The 19,939-nt window shown below is 61.4% G+C and carries 22 protein-coding genes; 7 read left to right on the top strand and 15 right to left on the bottom strand.

Translation table 11 applies throughout. The features are described 5' to 3' along the window. Window positions 1–6: 6 nt before the first annotated feature. From JQ558_RS23675 to JQ558_RS23665, 3 genes are all read right to left on the bottom strand, one after another. A complete protein-coding gene (locus JQ558_RS23675) occupies window positions 7–1,113 on the bottom strand; it encodes an efflux RND transporter periplasmic adaptor subunit (protein ID WP_212209191.1) in 1,107 nt (368 codons plus the stop codon). A 373-nt stretch (window positions 1,114–1,486) separates the two neighbouring features. Then, on the bottom strand, window positions 1,487–2,656 hold the full coding sequence (locus JQ558_RS23670; protein ID WP_212295360.1) for a winged helix-turn-helix domain-containing protein: 1,170 nt from the start codon (window positions 2,654–2,656) through the stop codon (window positions 1,487–1,489). A 57-nt stretch (window positions 2,657–2,713) separates the two neighbouring features. Beyond that, window positions 2,714–2,944, bottom strand: coding sequence for a hypothetical protein (locus JQ558_RS23665; RefSeq protein WP_212209189.1), 231 nt, complete (start codon window positions 2,942–2,944; stop codon window positions 2,714–2,716). Window positions 2,945–3,450: 506 nt separating this feature from the next. Between JQ558_RS23665 and JQ558_RS23660 the strand changes: the two genes are divergently transcribed. After that, the gene (locus JQ558_RS23660) at window positions 3,451–4,080 is read left to right on the top strand and encodes an OmpA family protein (RefSeq protein ID WP_212295359.1); all 630 of its coding nucleotides are present in this window, start codon (window positions 3,451–3,453) and stop codon (window positions 4,078–4,080) included. Between the two features lie 253 nt (window positions 4,081–4,333). On the opposite strand, the gene JQ558_RS23655 is transcribed toward JQ558_RS23660, so the two are convergent. Continuing rightward, the gene (locus JQ558_RS23655; RefSeq protein ID WP_409410567.1) at window positions 4,334–5,611 is read right to left on the bottom strand and encodes a phospholipid carrier-dependent glycosyltransferase; all 1,278 of its coding nucleotides are present in this window, start codon (window positions 5,609–5,611) and stop codon (window positions 4,334–4,336) included. A gap of 215 nt (window positions 5,612–5,826) precedes the next feature. On the opposite strand from JQ558_RS23655, the gene JQ558_RS23650 reads away from it, so the two are divergent. Beyond that, window positions 5,827–6,537: a FecR domain-containing protein gene (locus JQ558_RS23650; protein ID WP_212209185.1), complete on the top strand. Its 711-nt coding sequence runs from the start codon at window positions 5,827–5,829 to the stop codon at window positions 6,535–6,537. A gap of 2 nt (window positions 6,538–6,539) precedes the next feature. After that, window positions 6,540–7,649 carry a hypothetical protein gene (locus JQ558_RS23645; protein WP_212273831.1) on the top strand — a complete coding sequence of 370 codons (1,110 nt, stop codon included), beginning with the start codon at window positions 6,540–6,542 and terminating at the stop codon, window positions 7,647–7,649. A 113-nt stretch (window positions 7,650–7,762) separates the two neighbouring features. On the opposite strand, the gene JQ558_RS23640 is transcribed toward JQ558_RS23645, so the two are convergent. Continuing rightward, window positions 7,763–8,194, bottom strand: a complete 432-nt coding sequence (locus JQ558_RS23640) for a VOC family protein (protein ID WP_212295357.1) — start codon at window positions 8,192–8,194, stop codon at window positions 7,763–7,765. Window positions 8,195–8,400: 206 nt separating this feature from the next. Further along, on the bottom strand, window positions 8,401–8,946 hold the full coding sequence (locus tag JQ558_RS23635; protein WP_212209183.1) for a cupin domain-containing protein: 546 nt from the start codon (window positions 8,944–8,946) through the stop codon (window positions 8,401–8,403). Window positions 8,947–9,078: 132 nt separating this feature from the next. Here JQ558_RS23635 and JQ558_RS23630 point away from each other — a divergent pair, with 132 nt between their 5' ends. Beyond that, on the top strand, window positions 9,079–9,294 hold the full coding sequence (locus JQ558_RS23630) for a CsbD family protein (protein ID WP_212273832.1): 216 nt from the start codon (window positions 9,079–9,081) through the stop codon (window positions 9,292–9,294). 273 nt (window positions 9,295–9,567) lie between these two features. On the opposite strand, the gene JQ558_RS23625 is transcribed toward JQ558_RS23630, so the two are convergent. The 5 genes from JQ558_RS23625 to ggt all read right to left on the bottom strand — a co-directional run bounded on the left by JQ558_RS23625 (window position 9,568) and on the right by ggt (window position 16,028). Beyond that, window positions 9,568–10,026 (bottom strand): FKBP-type peptidyl-prolyl cis-trans isomerase, encoded by a 459-nt coding sequence (locus JQ558_RS23625; protein WP_212209181.1) that lies wholly within the window; start codon window positions 10,024–10,026, stop codon window positions 9,568–9,570. A 167-nt stretch (window positions 10,027–10,193) separates the two neighbouring features. Continuing rightward, window positions 10,194–12,329: a catalase gene (locus JQ558_RS23620; RefSeq protein WP_212295356.1), complete on the bottom strand. Its 2,136-nt coding sequence runs from the start codon at window positions 12,327–12,329 to the stop codon at window positions 10,194–10,196. Between the two features lie 235 nt (window positions 12,330–12,564). Further along, window positions 12,565–12,837: a SemiSWEET family sugar transporter gene (locus JQ558_RS23615; protein WP_212209179.1), complete on the bottom strand. Its 273-nt coding sequence runs from the start codon at window positions 12,835–12,837 to the stop codon at window positions 12,565–12,567. Window positions 12,838–13,064: 227 nt separating this feature from the next. Beyond that, entirely contained in the window at window positions 13,065–14,312 is a 1,248-nt protein-coding gene (locus tag JQ558_RS23610) for an FAD-dependent oxidoreductase (RefSeq protein WP_312015019.1), read from the bottom strand. Between the two features lie 129 nt (window positions 14,313–14,441). Further along, window positions 14,442–16,028: a gamma-glutamyltransferase gene (gene ggt / locus JQ558_RS23605; RefSeq protein WP_212295355.1), complete on the bottom strand. Its 1,587-nt coding sequence runs from the start codon at window positions 16,026–16,028 to the stop codon at window positions 14,442–14,444. 204 nt (window positions 16,029–16,232) lie between these two features. Here ggt and JQ558_RS23600 point away from each other — a divergent pair, with 204 nt between their 5' ends. Then, window positions 16,233–16,985, top strand: coding sequence for a rhodanese-related sulfurtransferase (locus JQ558_RS23600; RefSeq protein WP_212209177.1), 753 nt, complete (start codon window positions 16,233–16,235; stop codon window positions 16,983–16,985). After that, the gene (locus tag JQ558_RS23595) at window positions 16,978–17,193 is read left to right on the top strand and encodes a SlyX family protein (protein WP_212273834.1); all 216 of its coding nucleotides are present in this window, start codon (window positions 16,978–16,980) and stop codon (window positions 17,191–17,193) included. Before JQ558_RS23600 ends, JQ558_RS23595 begins: the two co-directional genes overlap by 8 nt. 77 nt (window positions 17,194–17,270) lie before the next feature. On the opposite strand, the gene JQ558_RS23590 is transcribed toward JQ558_RS23595, so the two are convergent. The 4 genes from JQ558_RS23590 to JQ558_RS23580 all read right to left on the bottom strand — a co-directional run bounded on the left by JQ558_RS23590 (window position 17,271) and on the right by JQ558_RS23580 (window position 19,170). After that, the gene (locus JQ558_RS23590; RefSeq protein ID WP_192738391.1) at window positions 17,271–17,537 is read right to left on the bottom strand and encodes a hypothetical protein; all 267 of its coding nucleotides are present in this window, start codon (window positions 17,535–17,537) and stop codon (window positions 17,271–17,273) included. 98 nt (window positions 17,538–17,635) lie between these two features. Then, the gene (locus tag JQ558_RS37920; RefSeq protein ID WP_283813718.1) at window positions 17,636–17,770 is read right to left on the bottom strand and encodes a hypothetical protein; all 135 of its coding nucleotides are present in this window, start codon (window positions 17,768–17,770) and stop codon (window positions 17,636–17,638) included. Between the two features lie 21 nt (window positions 17,771–17,791). Further along, the gene (locus JQ558_RS23585) at window positions 17,792–18,013 is read right to left on the bottom strand and encodes a hypothetical protein (protein ID WP_212209175.1); all 222 of its coding nucleotides are present in this window, start codon (window positions 18,011–18,013) and stop codon (window positions 17,792–17,794) included. A gap of 290 nt (window positions 18,014–18,303) precedes the next feature. Then, window positions 18,304–19,170, bottom strand: coding sequence for a LysR family transcriptional regulator (locus JQ558_RS23580; RefSeq protein WP_212209174.1), 867 nt, complete (start codon window positions 19,168–19,170; stop codon window positions 18,304–18,306). A 353-nt stretch (window positions 19,171–19,523) separates the two neighbouring features. On the opposite strand from JQ558_RS23580, the gene JQ558_RS23575 reads away from it, so the two are divergent. Continuing rightward, a complete protein-coding gene (locus JQ558_RS23575) occupies window positions 19,524–19,937 on the top strand; it encodes a TadE/TadG family type IV pilus assembly protein (RefSeq protein WP_212295373.1) in 414 nt (137 codons plus the stop codon). Window positions 19,938–19,939 lie beyond the last annotated feature (2 nt).

Here is a 19,939-nt window from a genome sequence, read left to right as displayed (position 1 = left end):
CGCGGATCAGAACGACAGCGACGAGACGACCCGCACCTTCTGGGCCGGATCGAGCTTCTGCACGCCGAGCGCGACAACCTTGGCGCCTTCAGGCACGCCGCCGGTGATGACGACGGAATTGCTCTCGTAGGATTTCACGACGACCGGCTTCAGCGTCACGGCGCCGGCATCGTCCACGATGTAGAGCGAGGGATTGCCGCCCTGGCTGTACAGCGCCGACAGCGGCAGCTTCGCGACGTTCTCGGTGGCGGGATCGGACAGCGTCAGCGTTGCGGTCATGCCGAGCGACACGCTGTCGCCGGCGCCGGGCAGCGAGAACTTTGCCAGATAGGTGCGCGTTGCCGGATCCGCCGTCGGCGCGATCTCGCGCAGCTTTGCGACGTATTTCTTGTTGGCGTCCGACCACAGCGTGACCGAGGCGGCGCCATCCTTGGCGCGGCCAACCAGAGTCTCAGGGATCGCGACCACGGCTTCCTTTTCGGCAAAGCGCGCGACACGAACCGCGGTCTGGCCGGAGGCGACGACCTGGCCGGCGTCGATGAGAGTCGCGGTGACGACGCCGCGGGTATCTGCGACCAGCGTCGCATAAGAGAGCGAGTTCTTGGTCAGCTCGACCGAGCGCTCGGCACGATAGAAGCGCGCGCGGGCCTCATCGGCGGCGGCGCGGCTCTGATCCATTTGCGCGTCCGTGGTCCAGCCCTTGGCGCGGAGATCCTTGGCGCGCTGTTCGGACGCGGAGGCCTGCGCCAGCACGCCGGTCGCGGCGCGGTATTCCGCTTCGGACTGCTCGGCCTGCAGCTTCAGATCGACTTCATCGAGGGTGGCGAGCGGCTGGCCGACATCAACGGTCTGGCCGACCTCCACGAGGCGCTTTGCGACCTTGCCCGGGACCCGGAAACCCATATCGGTCTCGATCCGGGGCCTGATGGTGCCAACAAAACTGCGTTCCGGCGTTTCCGCCTCATAATGCACGGTGGCGACCAGAACCGGACGCCCGGGAGCGGCCTTTTCAGCCGCCTTTTCATTGCAGCCGGTCAACGAAAACACCGCCAACGCCAGCATCGCTCCGGTCAAGAGCCTGTAATAGCTGGAAAAAATGGAACGGGCGAACATCGGTTTCTCCATCGGCTACATGCTGATGAAGATTATTGAGTGTTCACTGACGAATGTCAATATTCGTCAGTGAACACCAGTTCGTGAGTTGATGAGTTATTAAGGGTCCAAATCTCCCGTCGCCCCGGCCTTGAGCCGGGGCCCATAGCCACCGATGGCCGTTTTGCGAAAGCCGTGACAGCGTGCCCCTTACAATGGCCGCGGCGTATGGGCCCCCCGATGCGCAATTGCGCATCTGTGCTCAAGGCCGGGGCGACGAAATAGATGTAGCCCGGATGAAGCGCAGCGAAATCCGGGGCCGCTCGCAAACCCAGAGAGTTTCCCGGATTGCGCTGCGCTCATCCGGGCTACGGGCTTACTTCGCGCGGGCGCCCTACTCCGCCAGTTGAAACCGCTCGAAGCGATGCAGCTCTTCCTCGATGCGGCGCTTGAGCTCCTTGCGCGGAGCCTTCGCGGCACCCTTGCCGACCCAGTTCCATTTCTGCATCAGCAATTTCTTTTCCTTGCGGTCGGTCTTCAGATCGATCGCGGCTACGATGTCTTCGCCGACCAGGACCGGCAGCGCGAAATAACCGAACAGGCGCTTTTCCTTCGGTACATAGGCCTCGAAACGATGGCCGTAATCGAAGAACAGTTCGGTGCGCTTGCGCTGGATGATCAGGGGATCGAACGGCGAGAGGATATGCACCAGGCCGCCATCGCCCTCGCCCGCGGGCTGCTCCAGCGTCTCTGCCCGCGCCCAATGTTCCTGCTTGCCCGCGCCTTCGAGTTCTATCGCCACCATCTCCTTGCGGCGGACCCGCGCCTCGATCAGGCGGCGGACCGCGGCCTTGTTCGGCGCATCGAGATGGCAGATCGAATCGAGGCTGACGAGTCCCTGCGCGCGCAAGGCGCGGTCGAGCAGATAGGAGGTCGTCTCCAGGTTCGATGCCGGCTTCGGCGGTCTGTCCCAGCCGAAATGCCGCGTCATCAGCTCATATGTCTTCAGCATGCCGGTGCGTTCAGAGATCGTGACCGCGCCGGTATAGAACGCCAGCTGCAGCGCGCGTTTGGACGGCTTGCGGCTCGCCCACAGATGCTCCTTCTCGGTCAGCACGTCGTCCTCGATGTCGCGGATGGTCAGTGCGCCATCGCGTTTGAGCAGCCGCATCACCTTGCGGGTGTCGGCGGGACTGACGGACGCGAACCATTTATGGCCCTCGCGCTTGTGCAGCTTCATGCCCGGCACGAAGAAGCGAAAATCTTTCGACGGCACATAGGACAGCGCATGGGTCCAGTATTCGAACACGCTCTTGTCGACGCTCTGGGCCTGCCGCAGGTCCGCGCGGCGATAATTGGGAATGCGGCTGAAGAGAATGTGGTGGTGGCAGCGCTCGATCACGTTGATGGTGTCGATCTGCACATAGCCGAGATGTTCCACCGCGGCGGCAGTGGCCGCTGGCCCCTCGCCGAACGGGTCAGGCGTATCGAGCCGCTGGGCACGCAGCCAGATTCGCCGGGCCTCGGTCTTGGTCAGGGGGTGGGGTTTTGTCGCGCGGGGCATCGCCCGGCAATGTAGTCGGATTCGCTCATTGGAGAAGTCCCGGATCTGGGAGCGAAATCAGCGTTTCCGCCGGTCCGGGACGCTACCGGTTGCGATATCCGCCTCGCAGGACGCCTTGCCATGGTCCGGGGCGCGGCATTTGTAGACGCTGCCGGTCAGACGATCGACCAGCCACGCGCTCTCTTCGGTCGGACCTTCGAAGGCGGTATAGCGGGTGCCAAGCGCGTTGATGAACGTCGACAGCAGGATCGCCGCCGCGATCAGCGCCGCGCCGATCAAGGTCGGCATCGAACTTGCCGAGCCCGTGGGCTCCGGTGGAACGTTACGATAATTTTGATACTCACGTTGACGCTTTACCGACTGAAACACCCGCCCGCCTGCTCTTGCTTGCCCAAACCTTTTCTTCTGATTTTTTTTGGGATTCTCTTCGTGGAGAATCTTGCTAGGTACCCATCATGCCGATTTGTTGTTCGCAGATCGGCGCTGGCGCGACGGCATTGCGACCAGCAAACAGCAAAGAAGAAGCCGGGAGGCGGCGCGGGTTCGCTGATACCTGCAACACGAGGCAATTGCCCTTTGGATAATGGCGTGCGGCTCGCAAGCGCCCTTTCCAGGCGTTGCAGGGAACACAGTGATCTAGATCACACAGAGTAGCGAAGCGACCCCATATCAACGGAAACTGGCCGCTTTCTACGTGACCTAGATCACATTAGCCTATTTGAACCTGTCTTATCTTCGCAGCATCAAACCGCCAACCAGCCAATATGGCAGGCGTAACAGTAAGGAAGACGACAATGACCCGCTTTAATGGATTTTCCATCCTGACATTCGGCGCCGCGCTGTCGATGACGGCGGGCGTGGCGTTTGCCGGCGAGACCGTCTCGGCAGACAAGATCCTGAACGCGCTGAAGCCGACGTCGGCGACCCGCAGCCTCTCGCTCGGCCCGCAGGTCAACACCGCCGCCCAGGCCAAGGAAGCCAGCTTCGTCGACACGCTGCGCAATCGCAAAACCCGGTCGCTCTCGCTCGGCGAGCGCCAGGAAATTGCCGAACTCGCCGCGACCAAGCCGAAGATCGATCTCGAAATCCGCTTCGACTACAATTCGGCCGACATCAGCAAGAGTTCGATGTCGGCGGTGCAGGAACTCGGCAAGGCGCTTTCGGACGCCAGCCTGAAGGGTTCGACCTTCGTGGTTGCCGGTCATACCGACGCGGTCGGCAGCGACGGATACAACCAGGACCTCTCCGAGCGCCGCGCCGATACGATCAAGAAGTTTCTCACCGAGCAATACGGCCTCAACGCCTCCGACCTCGTGACCGTCGGCTACGGCGAGACCAAGCCGAAGGATCCGAACGCGCCGATGGACCCGGTCAACCGCCGCGTCCAGGTCGTCAACATGGATACCAAGACCGCGTCGAAGTGACGTGATGCGATTTGATCCGCCTGCCGGAAACGGCAGGCGGATTTCGTTTGTCTCATCCGCACACGTCATCCTGAGGTGCGAGCCTTGCGGTGCACTTGCACCGCTGGGCGAGCCTCGAAGGATGGGCCGCGGGCGCTTCTCATCCTTCGAGGCGCGCAAGAGCGCGCACCTACGGGTGAACGCAATTGCGTTCATCCCGGGGATGACGCGAGAAAGTGCGAGCGGGCTCGCTTCAACCCAAGCCTATCCCGCTCTATATCCAGTTCTGGAAAATCATCAGGCGGTTGAACGTCGCCATCGATGTTTCCACGAACGCGGCCGAGATCGGCAGCATCGCGGCGAAGCCCGCCGCTCCGACCGCGACAAAGCCCCATAGCAGCCAGCGTGGCGTGCCGCCGCGGCGGAGCGCATAGACCAGCACGAAGCTCGCGGTGGTCGCGGCCGGCAGATAATAATAGATGAAGCCGAGCGTTCGCGGCAGCAACGCCCAGGCGAGATACGGGCCGACATAGAAAGCCAGCACCAGAAACGCATCCGCTCGCCGCGTCACGATCCAGTCACGCAGGCAAACCAATAGCGCGATCAGCGCCGGCCACAGGATCAGGGGATTGCCGAGAAAGACCACGGCCGAGATCCTGTCGTCGCCGACCTTGTCGAACAGATACCAGACCGGGCGCACCAAGAACGGCCAGGACGGCCACGAACTCATATAGGTGTGGCCCGCGATCGCGGTCGTCGTGTTGTCGCTGAAGATCCGCCGTTGCGCCTCGATGATATCAGGGACCGACAGGCCGTAGAGCGGGACGAAGGTCGAGAGATAGGCCAGCGCCGGCATCAGCAGGAAGCACGTCGCGAGATGCCAGGCCTTGAAATCGGGCCACAGGTCGGGCCGGTACCAGTCATCTTCATTGCCGTCGGCAAATTGCGTACGCCAGCTTTGCAACAGGCCGATCACCGCCACGATGACCACGCAGACCGCGAGCACGAACAGCCCGCTCCATTTGCAGCCGATCGCAAAACCGGAGCATAGCCCGGTCAATGCGAACCACAAATGCGGCCGCTGCTGCCGGAAGCCGTACATGAACGCGGCGATGGCGAACAGGCTGAAAGTCAGTGCGAAAATATCCAGCATCGCGATCCGCGATTGCACGAACAGCATCTGATTGAAAAAGGCGAGCAGGCTCGCGGCGATGGCCGGCCCTTGCGCCGCAAACAATGCGAGGCCGCACAGATAGACCGCGACGATGGCGAGTGCGCCGGACAGCACCGCCGGATAGCGCCAGCCCAGCGGCACGTCGCCGAAGGTGTGGATCGACAGCGCGATGAATTGCTTGGCCAGCGGCGGATGCATCGGGTTGAGCATCGGCTGCGGCATCACGGGAAGAAGCATCTGCCGCGCCGCCGGCACGTAATGCACTTCGTCGAAGTAGAACTTTTCGGGCGTGGTGATGCCGATCAGCATCGCGAAATGCGCGAAAAAAAACAGGGTACCCGCGATGATAGCGGTGCGCGCAATCGTCTGATTGGGAATAGAAGTTGATGATTCTGGCACTGTCTTCACGAACCAAATGAAATTGCGGCAAAATTCAGTGTGGGCGGAACAGATTTTTATGTCCATCGCATTGAACGCGATTGGAATCCGGCAGCACTAACCACCGGGCTAGTAGCGCGCCGCCTGTGATAATTCTACCACATCATTTGCGTGCGCGATCCGGTACGATATCGGGATAATCGATCGGCTTTGAAATGAAATCGCGTAACTACTCTGTTTTTCTTTTTGTGCTTGGTGCAATCGCGGTGCTGGCGGCAAGTCCGCTTTCAGCACAAACGCGCGTCGGTGAAGCCGCCGTCGTCAAGAATCAAGTTCTCCGTGTTAAGGGATCGGCAACCAGCCAGCTCAATGTCGGCGACGGATTACTGCGCGACGAAATCGTGCGCACCGGCCTCGACAGCGCCGCGCGGCTGGTGATGTCCGACAGCACCAACCTTTCGCTCGGGCCGAGCGCATCGCTCAAGCTCGACCGCACCGTGTTCGACGACGAGACCCATTACCGCGACGTCGCGATCCGCCTGACCTCCGGCGCGTTCCGCTTCGTCACCGGTAATTCGGAAAAAGCCGCCTACAAGATCACGACGCCGCTCGCGACCATCGGTGTCCGCGGCACCACGCTCGACATCCTGTCGCAGCGCGGCCAGACCGTCGTCAACTTGCGGGAAGGCCAGGCCTCGGTCTGTACCGTCAGCTTCGAATGCGTCCAGCTCACCAGTCCCGGCGATACCGCCGTCATCACCCTGAGCGGCGGCAAGACATCCATCAAGAAGACCAACAACCCGCCATGGACCTTCGCCAAGACCTGCAGCGCCGCGGCGGGGCTTTGCAGCGCGACGCAATATGCCAACGCCTCGCCGACGGTGACGCCGCCGGTCGATGACGGCGGCATGTTGTGCGGACGCTGATGATGGCAAACCGCATCAAGGGCTTCATTGTATCGGCCGCGTTGACCGCGGGGGTTTTGCTGACGCCAATGCTGATCGCGCCCGCGTCGGCGCAGTCACCGTCACCAACGTATTCGCCGTCACCAACACCAACCCCCACATATTCACCGACACCAACGCCCTCGCCGTCGCCGACTCCCATTGCGTCGCCAACGCCGACACCAACGCCGAGCCCAACCGGCGCGGATTCCAGCGCGGGATCGATCAACGACCTGGCCAAGCAGCGCTTCAACCAGATGATCACCAACCGCGTGCTCGGCACGGTGCTTTTGGGCATCAACGAGCAGGTCAATTGCGGCGATTGCGTCAGCGCGTTCGGCTCGGCCGGATCGTTCTCGGCGGGTATTCACGGCCGCAAGAACCTGACTGCCAATCTGTCGCTGCTGGCCGGCATCGCCTACACCCATTACAGCGAAGGCGGCTACAGCGTCACGGCAGCCCCGATCGGCGCGTTCGCGCTGCGCTATGATTTCGCCGACTGGGGATCGTCGCGGCCGTTCTTCGACATCGGCGCCATCCTGACGCCCTATGAGAAGATACGCTATCGCCGCACCTATGCGACCAGCCTCGGCGCAGTATCGCTGGACAGCCACACCACCGGCGACAATTACGGCGTCTATGGCCGTGCGGGCTGGATCAGCCGGCTGTCGCCGCGCGACGAGGTCGCCGCCTCCGTCGAAGTCTGGCAATTGTGGCAGCGCGTGAAGGGCTATACCGATCCCGCCGCCGCGTTCAATCCGTTCGACGCCTCGATATCAGGCGGCACCGACAAGACCAACCTGGTCAAGATCGGCGGCCAGTGGACGCATCTGTTCGGCAACAATGTCGAGGCCAATATCAATGGCGGCTTCGTGCAATCGTTCGGCACGCAATCCGGCATCGTCGCCACCGTGACCGGCAACGGCACCGTGGTGCCGACGATCGGAAACCAGGGCTGGTTCGAATATGGCGGCCGCCTCGGCTTCCGCATCAGCAAGGGCTGGATCGCCGACCTCTTCGCCAACGGCACCGCCGGCCCGCAACCTGTCGGCAACACACTGCATGGCGGCGTCGGGCTGCGGATCACGTATTAGCTGACAACGTAGGGTGGGCAAAGCGCAAGCGTGCCCACGATTTACATTTGTGACTGGGAAAGATGGTGGGCACGGCGCAGTTGCGCCTTTGCCCACCCTTCGCATCCCCTGCCCTAGGCGTTGGCCGCAGCCGGTTGCGCCGCATTCGCGGCCGCGACATCCATCCACATCACTTCCCAGATATGGCCGTCGGGATCCTCAAAGCTGCGGCCGTACATGAAGCCGTAATCCTGCTTCGGGCAGGGATCGACGCCGCCGCCCGCCTTCTGCGCCTTGCCGACGAGATCGTCGACTTCCGCCCGGCTGTCGGCCGAGACGCAGATCAGGACCTCGCAGGAAGTCTTGGCGTCCGCGATCTTCTTCGGCGAGAACTGCATGAACTTCTCATGGGTCAGCAGCATCGCGTGGATGGTGTCGGAAAACACCATGCAGGACGCCGTGTCGTCGCAGAACTGCTCGTTCTTCACGGCGCCGATCGCCTGGTAGAACGCAGTGGCGCGGGCAAGGTCGCTGACCGGCAGGTTGACGAAGATCATTTTGGCCATGAATGGGCTCCTTTTCGAGGGGTTCGGAGAGAGGACGAATGCCCGGGGGCCGATCCGACATCGGTCCCGGAATTTTTTTCGGCCCGATTTTCGGTGTCATGAGGGGGCTTGGCAGGACTTCGGCAAACCAGCTTCGGCATACCAATACGAAATGCCCGGCGCGAGGCCGGGCATGACAAGTTTAACCGTTATCGCGAGGGGAGAAGTTACGATTTCTTCTCCGCAGGGTCCCGGTGCACCGGGTCGACCCACAGTACGGTCTCCGGCTTTTCGATCGGCTCGATGTCGAGGTTGATCGCGACCGCTTCGCCGTCGCTGCGCACCAGCACGCATTCCAGCACCTCGTCGCGGCTGGCGTTGATCTCCTGGTGCGGCACATAGGGCGGCACAAAGATGAAATCGCCGGGCCCGGCTTCGGCAGTGAATTGCAGCTGCTCGCCCCAGCGCATCCGCGCCTTGCCCTTCACGACATAGATGATGCTTTCGAGATGGCCGTGATGATGCGCGCCGGTCTTGGCGTCGGGGCGGATCGTCACGGTGCCCGCCCATAATTTCTGCGCGCCGACGCGGGCGAAATTGATCGCGGCCTTGCGGTCCATGCCCGCGGTCGACGGCACGTTGGGATCGAGCTGATTGCCGGGAATGACTCGGACGCCATCATGCTTCCAGCGATCGGCGTCGTGGCTGTGCGAGTGATCGCCGTGAGAATGATCGTGCGAGTGATCGTGTGGATGGTCGTGAGAACCTGACATCGCGCTGCTTTCCGTAAAATCGTTCGGTGGCCAAGCGTACATAAAAACGTGAACAGAAACCAGCGTTTAGAGGAACCGCTGGCGCATTGGTGCGTTGCCTTATCGAAGCACAAACATCAGAAGGAATGTTCCATGGGTAGCACGGCAGACAAGGTTAAAGGCACCGCCAACGAAGCCATCGGCAAGGCCAAGCAGGGCATCGGCGAAGCCACCGGTTCTGAGCAACTGCAGGGCGAAGGCGTGATCCAGGAAGTCAAAGGCAAGGGCCAGAAGGCGATGGGCGACACCAAGGAAGCTGCCAAGGAAGCCCTCGACAAGGCCGCCAACGCGGCAAACAAGAATCTCTGATCGCGCTGATTGCGTGAAACTGAAAGACCGGCCCTTTGGGGCCGGTCTTTTTGTTGTTATCCATCGTCATGGCCGCGCATAGCCGTCTGAAGGACGGCGTCGCTTACGCTCGCCTATGCCCGGCCATCCACGACTTACTTTTTCGTGCGCAGTAAAGACGTGGATGCCCGGCATCGCAGACAAGTTTACGCGGTCTGCGCAAGGCAGACCACTATGGCCGGGCATGACGGAGAGGTTGAGATTAACTTAGCCCCGCTCGTCGATCACGGCCGGTTACTTCACCGCCAGCAATTCGACGTCGAACATCAGCGTGGCGTTGGGCGGGATGACGCCGCCGGCGCCGCGCGCGCCATAGCCCAGCGCGGGCGGAATGATCAGCGTGCGCTTGCCGCCGACCTTCATCGAGGCGACACCCTCGTCCCAACCCTTGATGACGCGGCCCTGGCCGATCGGAAAATCGAACGGCTCGTTGCGGTCGACCGAAGAGTCGAACTTCTTGCCCTTCTGGCCATTTTCATAGAGCCAGCCGGTGTAGTGCATGACGCAGGTCTGGCCGGGTTTCGGCGACGCGCCGGTGCCGACCGTGCTGTCGATGATCTGCAAACCTGAAGCTGTGGTCATGGGTTTTCCTGCGGTCTGGGCCGATGCGATTGTGGGAACGAGAGGTAAAGTAACGGCAGCCGCGACGGCTGTGAACGCAGTCTGGATGATCGTGCGCCGGGAAGATCGCATCTAGTTACCTTTCTCGATAAGTCGGAGCGTGTCTAGCGCAACGGACCTGATGTTGTCACCCCGTCGGCGCGGGAAATACGCACGGAATCGACGCCATTCCGGCGTGGTCCATCAGCGGTTTTCCGCAACTTCTGCAACCCGATCGGACAGCTTCGCCATCGCCCCCGCTATTTCATCTTGACGCCGGGCTCCCGGCCCCAAACCCGCAATTGACCCAGCTTGCCGACAAAGCCTGCCACGTCCTTTGGCGAAGCCAGAGCAATGAACCCTTCGTCGATGTCGGCCTTTCCGATCCCGGCTTTCGCAAACAGCGGTGTTGCCGCTTCCACGTGACCGATGAACTTGCAATGAGCGAACGCATCGGCGACGAAATCCCGCGCGGTGGATTCCTGCAGCAGATCGTCCATTGCGGAAGCCGCCGGCAGCAGTGCAACCGCGTCGTACAATACCGAGGGACCGCCATCGATCATCTGATCAGCCTCGATCCAGCTCCCGTCGCCGGCCTTGGCTCCTCCCACCTTCGGGGCGATGATTTCGAACGTGGCGCCTTCCTTGGTGAGCGCCTTCTGCAACGCTTTCAGCAACGCAGCATCGGTGCCGTCGGTGACGAGAATACCGAGCTTGCGGCCTTCGAACCGTTGCGGCCCGTTCTCGACGATGCTCAGTTTCGACGACGGATCGAGGTCCTGCCGCGTCGGCATTGCCGCAGCGGCCGGTTTGGGCATCGCTTTCAGCCCGAGCCCTGTGCCGACCCTGCCCGCCAGCGTCTCGTCGATGTTGAGCAAATGCGACACCATCCGTTCGCGAATAGCTGATGTTTTCACCTTGCTGAGTTCGAAGGTCAGCGCCGCCGCGATATGATGCTGCTCGCCGCGGGTTTGGCTGATCAGGAACTGCCGCGCCTGGCTGTAATGATCGGCGAAGCTCTCCGCGCGCAGGCGGCGTTTGGCGCCCTGCTCCACGTCCGCAAACGGCACGAAGCCGCGCTGCGGGGATTCGCGCGGGCCTTCGCCGAACGAGTTCGGCTGATAGTTGACGCGCCCGACCGGGTTGCGCATCGCCATATGACCATCCTGCTGGAAATGAGCGAACGGACATTTCGGCGCGTTGATCGGAATATGGGTAAAGTTCGGGCTGCCCAGCCGCTTCAATTGGGTATCGAGATACGAAAAATTGCGTCCCTGCAGCAAGGGATCGTTGGAGAAGTCGACGCCGGGCGGCACGTTCTGGGTCATGAACGCAACCTGTTCGGTCTCGGCAAAGAAATTATCCGGCATCCGGTCCAGCACCAGACGTCCGACCGGGACCGGCGGCAGCATTTCTTCCGGAATGATCTTGGTAGGATCCAGCACATCGAACTCGAAACGGTCCGCGAAGGCCTGATCGAACAGCTGAAACTGCAGTTCCCATTCCGGAAAATTTCCGGCCTGTATCGCGGACCAAAGGTCGCGGCGATGGAAATCCGGATCGGCGCCGTTGATCTTCACGGCCTCGTTCCACAACACCGACTGCAGGCCGAGCTTGGGCTTCCAGTGGAATTTGACGAACGTCGACTCCTGCTTCGCATTGACGAGACGGAACGTGTGGACGCCGAACCCTTCCATGAAGCGGAACGAGCGCGGAATGGCCCGGTCCGACATCACCCACATGATCATGTGCATGCTTTCGGGGGTGAGACTGATGAAATCCCAGAAATTGTCGTGGGCGGATTGGGCCTGTGGAAACGCGCAGTCCGGCTCTTCCTTCACCGCATGAACGAGGTCCGGAAACTTGATCGCGTCCTGGATGAAGAACACCGGAATGTTGTTGCCGACGATGTCCCAATTGCCTTCCTGCGTATAGAGCTTGACGGCAAACCCGCGCACATCGCGCGCCAGATCGAAGGAGCCCTTTGCGCCCGCCACCGTCGAGAACCGCACAAAGGCCGGCGTTCGCTCGCCGCCGCGCTGAAACAGGTCGGCACGGGTGTATTTCGAAAGCGGCTTGTAGTTCTCGAAGAAGCCGTGTGCGCCGTAGCCGCGGGCATGAACCACCCGCTCCGGAATGCGCTCGTGGTCGAAGTGGAAGATCTTCTCGCGGAAATGGAAGTCTTCGAGCAGCGTTGGTCCGCGGGGGCCGATCTTGAGCGAGTTCTGATCGTCCGACACCGGGCCGCCCTGGGCGGTGGTCAGCACCGGCACATCACCTGTCGCGACCTGATGCAGTTCGCCGCCCTCGCCGCGACTGGGTTTCTGATCGTGAATCGTTACCGATCGGGCGGATATGGCTTTGCCGTTGGCGGCGGAACTGGAAGATTTGGCCATGAATTTTCCTTGTTAAGACAACGGCACCAGGTTTTGAGGATCAGCTCGGCGCGTTGCACGCCGACACCCTTGCAGAGCGCGACTGCAAGCCGTGCAGCAACAGATCGTCCAGGGTCTTGATGTCTTTTGAAGACAACCCCATTTGCATCTCCCGATTGAACATTTTGAAACCGAGGCGCGTTAAACATTTCAGGACGGTCAAATGTTCCTGTCGGCGATTCACAAATGGGACGAGCTAGGTTTCAGACCTCATGTCGCGGAGCTTGAAGGCGAGCACGCTCGCCGAAAGGGCAGCGCCGACGCCGTTAGCAGCGACAATGACCCAGTCGCCTTTCAGCAATCCGTAAGCGATCCAGCACACCAGACCCGACGTCAGAACGACCAGCATGGTTAGCGAAAGATCGGCGGTCGATCCGCGCGGCCACGCCTTCTGCACCTGCGGAATATACGACAGGGAAGTAAGAGCGGCGGCGCAGGCTCCGATCCACGGAGCGAAGTCCTGGATCATTTCGATCGCGCCTTAAGTGAATGGGGTGGATCCGGAGCCTCACTGCGGAATTGTCCGTCGGGGCCCAAGATCTCTAACGATTCATGAATAGTGCGAGAAGTAGAATGATCGGAAGCGGAATTCCGATCAACCAGAGAAGCGCGCCTTTACCGAAACCCATGTCGGCCTCCATGCATTGATGACTGGACAACGCGTGGCGAAGAGAGGGGTTCCGACAATGCAATCCTTCAGCCGATCAGTCCGCCATCCCGGTCCAGCGCGAAATCGCGCAGCAAGGGCGAGGTCGCGCCCGCGATCAAATCGCCGATCAAATGCGCGGCGAGATAGCTGAACGTGATGCCGTTGCCGCCATAGCCGTACGCCGCAAAGACGCCCTTTTGCCCCGGCACCGGGCCGATCAGCGGCAGGCCGTCGCGCGTGGTGTCGAACGTGCCGGACCAGCGGAATTCGATTTCGGTGTTCGCGATCGGCCATAGCGCCGCAAGCTTTTGTGCGAGAATCCTGGACTTCTCCGGGATCAGGCGGTCGCGCGCCTCCGGCTCGATCACCTCCTCGCTGTCTTCGCCGCCGATGATGATCCGCCCGGCCCGCGTCGTGCGCGCATAGTGATAAGCCTTGCTGTTCTCCCAGATCAGCACGGCGTCTTTCCAGATGTTCTGCGGTTGCGGCGTGGTCGCAATCGCCCAGCTCGACGACACCGCGTGCACGGTCGAACGGACGATATCGGGCATCGTATAACCGGTCGCGAGTATCACCGAACGCGCCTCGATCTCGCGGCCATTGGCCATGGTGACACCGACTGAACGTCCCGCAGGATCGAACGCCACAGCCTCGCCATCGAACAGACGAGCGCTACGCGCAACGCAAGCGTTGAGAAGCCCGCGCGCCAGTTGCATGGGATCGGAATCGGCGGCGCCCGGCGAGACAATTGCGCCTGCGCGCGCAAATCCAAAAATCTCCAGCAGCCTGGCATGGTCGAGATAATCGCCGGGCAGACCGGCGCGTTGGCGCAGGCGATGTTCTTCGATCAATTCACCTCCGGTGTCACCGGCCGCCAGATAAAGCGCATCCCTGTCATGCATGTCGCAGGCGATGCCGAGCTGTGCTACCAGCGATTTCAGGCCGGTGACCGCGTTCAGGCTGGCGCGATAGGCGCGCGACGCGCGCTCGAAGCCATAGGCGTCCGTCAGTTCGGTGAGAGAGCGGTCGATTTCCCACAGCAGCATCGAGGTGCTGGCTGCGGTGCTGCCGCGACCCGGCAACTCGCGATCGACGATCACGACGTCGAGGCCCTGGCGAGTCAGGCGTTCGGCGACCAGCGATCCGGTGATCCCCGCGCCGACGACCAGCGCGTCGCATTTGAGATTCTCGCTGACCTCACGACGCGCCGGATGTGCGGCCGCCGCAAACCACGGCGATTGTCCGCCGTGCAGATCGGCCTGTTCGCTGTCGTCGGTATCGAGAACGCTGATCACGGACCTCAGGGGGCTGACGCAGGTCAAACCGGCGCACGTCCGCGCCCATCGCTTAACGAAAGCGATGGGGGTCTGGTTCCGTTATCCCTGAGATGGGCCGACAGACGGGCGGCGACCTGCCCGGCCGGTTTAATAGCCCAGCGCGCAGCCATCCTTGCGGGGATCGGAGCCGCCGACCAGCGTGCCCTTGTCCCAGTCGATCCAGATCGCCTGGCCGCCGCCGAGCGGGCCGACCACACTGGTGGTCTTGTGCCCGATCTTCTTCAGGCCCTCGACGATATCAGCCGGCACGCTGTCCTCGAGCTGGTAGACGCCCTCGTAGTGCAGGCCCCGCGGCATATCGATCGCTTCCTGCACGTCGCAGCCATAGTCGATCATGTTGGTCAGCACATGGCTCTGGCCTACCGGCTGATACTGCCCGCCCATCACGCCGAACGGCATCAGCGCGCGGCCGTTCTTGGTCACGAGGCTCGGGATGATCGTATGCAGCGGCCGCTTGCCCGGCGCGATGCAATTGGGATGGCCGGGCTGGATCCGGAATCCGCCGGCGCGGTTCTGCAGCAGCACGCCGGTGTTGTTGGAAACGATCGCCGAGCCGAACGAATGCGCGATCGAGTTGATGAACGAGCAGACGTTGCGGTCCTTGTCGACCACCGTGATGTAGACGGTGGACGGATTCATCGGCGGCGCGACGTTGGGCAGATCGAGCAGTCCGTCCATCCGGATCTTGCTGATGTGCTCTTCGGCGAACTCCTTGGCGAGGATGCCGGCAACATCGACGTGAACCTGCGCGGGGTCGCCGATATATTGCTCGCGCATCATGTAGGCGATGCGCGCGGCCTCGGCCTCGAGATGAAAACGCTCGACGCTCAGCGCGGGATATTTCGTCAGGTCGAAGCGCGAGAGGATGTTGAGCATGACCAGCATGGTGATGCCCGGGCCGTTCGGCGGGCACTGCCAGACGTCGTGGCCCTTATAGATGGTGCCGATCGGCGACGTCGTCTCGGTAGAGTGGGCTGCGAAATCCTCCAGCGTGTGCAGGCCGCCGATGCCGCGCAGGGTATCGACCATGTCCGCGGCGATCTCGCCGGTATAGAACGCGTCGCGGCCATTCCTGGCGATCGCGCGCAGCGTCTTGCCCAACTCAGGCTGGTGGATCACATCACCGGCGGAGGCGGGCTTGCCGTGCGGCAGCAAATAGCGCTCGGTGTTGGTGCCGTTCTTGAGTTTCTCGAAACCGTTCTTCCAGTCGAAGGCGATGCGCGGGGCGACGATGTAGCCTTCTTCCGCGGCCTTGATCGCCGGCTGCAACAGGGTATCGAGGCCCATCTTGCCGTGATCGCGCAGGATCGTATCCCAGGCGTCGATGCTGCCCGGAATGCTGACGGCGTGCGCCGAGGTCAGCGGCACCGAGTTGATCTTGCGCTCCAGATACCATTCGGCGGTTGCCGCCATCGGCGCGCGGCCGGAGCCGTTATAGGCGACGATCTTACCTTCGCCCTTGGGCTGGATGAGCGCAAAGCAATCGCCGCCGATGCCGGTCGATTGCGGCTCGATGACCCCAAGCAGCGCGCAGGCCGCGACCGCGGCATCCGCGGCGGTGCCGCCCGCGCGCATCACGTCGACCGCCACCAGCGCCGCGGCGGGATGCGAGGTCGCCACCATCGCGTTCTGGGCATGGACCGTCGAGCGGCCGGCGAAATGGAAATTCCTCATCAGGAAAGCTTTCTTTTCAGCGTTTTCTTTGGCCACGCCAAGGGTCGGGCGCGGGCTAACCGTGGGTTCTTGGCATATTCATCCCGGATTGGGCAATGGCTGGTATGCCAGAGATTTCACCACGAGGGCAGGCCGGCAAACGCAGGGGGTAGCGGCTGATTTTGCAGGGTTTCCCACTCGCTGCCCGCCTGATACACGGTCGCGATGCCCCTCAAGGTCGCCACCTTCTATCAGTTCGCCGCGCTGCCGGATTTCCGGGAACTGCGCGAGCCCCTGCGCGCGTTCTGCGCGGGCCTTGGGCTGAAAGGCAGCGTGCTGCTGGCGCATGAGGGCATCAACGGCACGATCGCCGGCGAACCTGCCGCTATCGACGCTCTGGTCGAGGAGTTGCAAGCAGGCGCCCTGCTCGGCGGCCGGCTCGACAATCTCGAACTCAAATTCTCCCAAGCCGCCACGATGCCATTTGCGCGGCTGAAGATCCGGCTCAAGAAGGAAATCGTCACGCTGGGCGACGCGATTGCCGACCCGACCCGGCAGGTCGGCACCTATGTGGAGCCGGCCGACTGGAACGCGCTGATATCAGCGCCCGATACCCTCGTGATCGACACCCGCAACGCCTTCGAGGTCGCGATGGGGACGTTCGAAGGCGCGCTCGATCCCGGCATCAGGAGTTTTGGGCAGTTCAAGGATTTTGCCGCGCGGCAGCTGGATCCCGCCAAGCACCGCAGGATCGCGATGTTCTGCACCGGCGGCATTCGCTGCGAAAAGGCCAGCGCCTATTTGCTGGCGCAAGGATTTAGCGAAGTCTATCACCTCAAGGGCGGCATTCTTCGTTACCTGGAAGGCGTGCCGAAAGAACAAAGCCGCTGGCGCGGCGAATGCTTCGTGTTCGACGAGCGCGTAGCGCTTGGGCATGGCTTGCAGGAACGGCAGATCAGCGAGGGCTCTCATGAGTGAAGCCAATGCATTTGGCGAGCGCATCGACGCGCTGGAGATGCGGCTGACGTTTCAAGACGTAACCATCGAGACGCTGAACCAGACCATTACCGAACAGTGGAAGCAGATCGACGCCCTGACGCGCCAACTCGCGGAGCTGAAGGAGCGGCTGCAGGACGCCGAAAGCAACATCACCGGTCCGGTCAACGAACGGCCGCCGCATTATTGAGACAACAAATGGAAACGGCCCCCGCCAGGGAGGCCGTTTCGTCAAACTCAACGCTGGTCAATAAAAACCAACGCTGCTTAATACCGTTCGCGCTCGATGATGACCTTGCGGTCGGGGTCGTAATCGCGCTTGCGCTTGATCACGACGGTCTCGTCGCGATCACGGTACTCACGCTCGCGGATCACCTCACGGTCGCGATAGCGGTCACGGTCGACGCGGCCGACGGTGACGCCAGCGCCTCCCGGTCCAACGCCGACACCGACGCCGACATCCTGCGCACTCACCGGCTGAACGAAGGAAATTCCGGCTACCGCGACGGCAGCCATTACAAGATGCTTGATCATCGCATGTTCCTCTCTGTGGATTTATCTCTGTGAGTTATCTGGGAGCAATTCGGGGTGATATGAATCGTTCCGGCGCAATCACGCACGCTGCAATTGCACTACGCGTGCATGCCAAACCAGATCGCGAGCGCGATCATGGCAGCCACGATCGCGGCCCAGACCACCGGCGCGGCTTGCTTCGAACTGCCGCTACGCGGCGAGTTGTTGGCGGCGTGGTTGAATTCAGTCTTCATCACATCACCCGCCAATAAGTGCTAGCGGAAAACCGCGAGTACCTTGTCCCACAGCGTTTCGTTGGCGCGATCGCCGTCATGTTTCGACGGCGCCGGTTGCGCGGCGCTGGCGGGGTCGGAGGCGGGGAAACTGCCCTCCAGCCCGGCATCGAGCTTTTCGTGCATTTCCCGATCGGCCAACAGCGCCTCACGGGGGTCATCGGCGTGCTTGTCATGCGCCGCGGGATTGAATTTCTCAGCCATGTCGTCCTCCATGGGAATACAACATCGGCGATTGGCCGCAGTTCCGCTTTGCTCATGCCGAAAAAACGTTCCAGCAAGCGGAACTTGCGCCGGATTCCGTCATATGCCGGGTGCAGCGGTTGCGATACAGGGAAATCCCGAGATTGCGCTGATATGTCCGCCCCTGAAGAGCCGCTCCCCGCCCCTTTGCTCCAAATGCCAGATGAGAATGATACCGAGTTCCGCTCGCCAGACTCCGCGAATGTGGGAGTGTCGGCGCTGCGGCCATAAGAACCCGCTTCAGAAAGCCACTAGCTTTCAGCCTGGCCGCCGCTTCCTGCGACGCCACCGAAAAACAGCGCGGACAGCTGCTTCATGACGACCCGAGCATGATCGTTGTCCAGCTCCAACTTCGCGCAAAGCAACCCTTTGACGGGAGGCAGCGGCGGCAAATAGTATTCCTTTGCGTAAACCAGGTCTGGCGGAATCATGCGTCTGGGAATTGCGGTAATGCCGATGCCCGCCCTTAGCGCCGCCAGCTTCGCATGAAAATCGGGGCTATTGAAAACAATCCTGTAGGAAAGCCCCTGCTTCACCATCGTCCGTATCATCCAATCGTCACCGGGCCATGTCAGCAGCGGGATCGGCGCACCGGGACTGAGCACAAAGTCTTTCGAACGTACCCAGAGCATCGGATCTTCGCATTCATTGATGACCAGCTCTTCGACCTCGGCCTTGATCGCCTCATTCTCATAAATGCAGGCCATGTCGATATAGCCGTCGGTCAATCCCTTCCCGATCGCCGTCGAATGATCCGTGTGGATCATGATGTTGGCCATTGATTGCTGCGTTTGATGCTTGACGAACTCCGGGACGAACAGAGTACTTAGTCCGAGCCGCAGTGGTTTCGGACCGATAGTGTTACCACCGAGCCGCAACATCTGATCGTTCGCTTCGAGAATTCGTCGCGCATGGTGCAAAGCAAGCTTGCCAAGCTCGGTGGTCGTCGTCCCATTGGCCGTCTTCACAAACAACGAGCCGCCGATCATGCTTTGCAGCCGTTTCACCTGCGAGCTTATCGCCGGCTGGCTCAATCCCAGCCGCTCACCTGCTTTGGACAGGCTTCCGGTCTCTGATATGGCGACGACGGTACGAATGATCTCGATTGGAATATGCATGTGAAAATTTTGTCGGTGCGTCAAAACGGTCCTCCACAACCGCACTAATGGCCCCCGCCCCCGGGATCAATAAGAATCAATATTGGTATTGCAGGCGGTTGTACGCCAATATGTTTACTATCCAACAGGAAAACACATTCCATGTGACCGCTAGGGTGCATATCCCGTATTTGTCCGGGCGCGTCCTTTCGATCGGGGCATCCGCCGCAGCATTGCGCGCATTGATGGACCCATAAAAAGCTGAGGTCTCACAGCAATGGATCAACCGCTCCAATTCTCAGAAGAAGTTTTATAGCGCGTGTTCACCCATCCCTGAGATGCTGAACGAAAATCAGCATCGTGAGGTACAGGTGATGCGTAAACTGGTTCGTTGCTGCCGTGGAGTATCTGCGATCGAGTTTGCGATACTGGCGCCGGTGTTTCTGTTGCTGGTATTCGGAATAGTCGTATTTGGCGCCTATCTGGCCATGGTCCACGGCGTACAGCAGCTGGCCGCCGAAGCCGCCCGTTCGTCCATTGCGGGGATGAATGATAGCGAGCGAAGGAGTCTCGCCGCGAGTTACGTCACCGCCAATGCATCGACCTATCCACTGCTTACGGCGAATGCGCTCTCCGTCAATGCCGCTGCATCGGCCGGCGACGCCAACGTATACGTCGTCACGGTAAACTATGACGCGTCGCGTAGCTTCATCTATCAATTGCCGTTCGTTCCTGCCCCGCCATCCACGATCGTCCGCTCCGCGGCGATCCCAAATGGAGGGTTCTGACT

Source organism: Bradyrhizobium sp. AUGA SZCCT0160, from assembly GCF_018130105.1.
In the GTDB taxonomy this organism is placed as follows: Bacteria; Pseudomonadota; Alphaproteobacteria; order Rhizobiales; family Xanthobacteraceae; genus Bradyrhizobium.
This window is presented reverse-complemented; position numbering and strand designations above follow the sequence as displayed.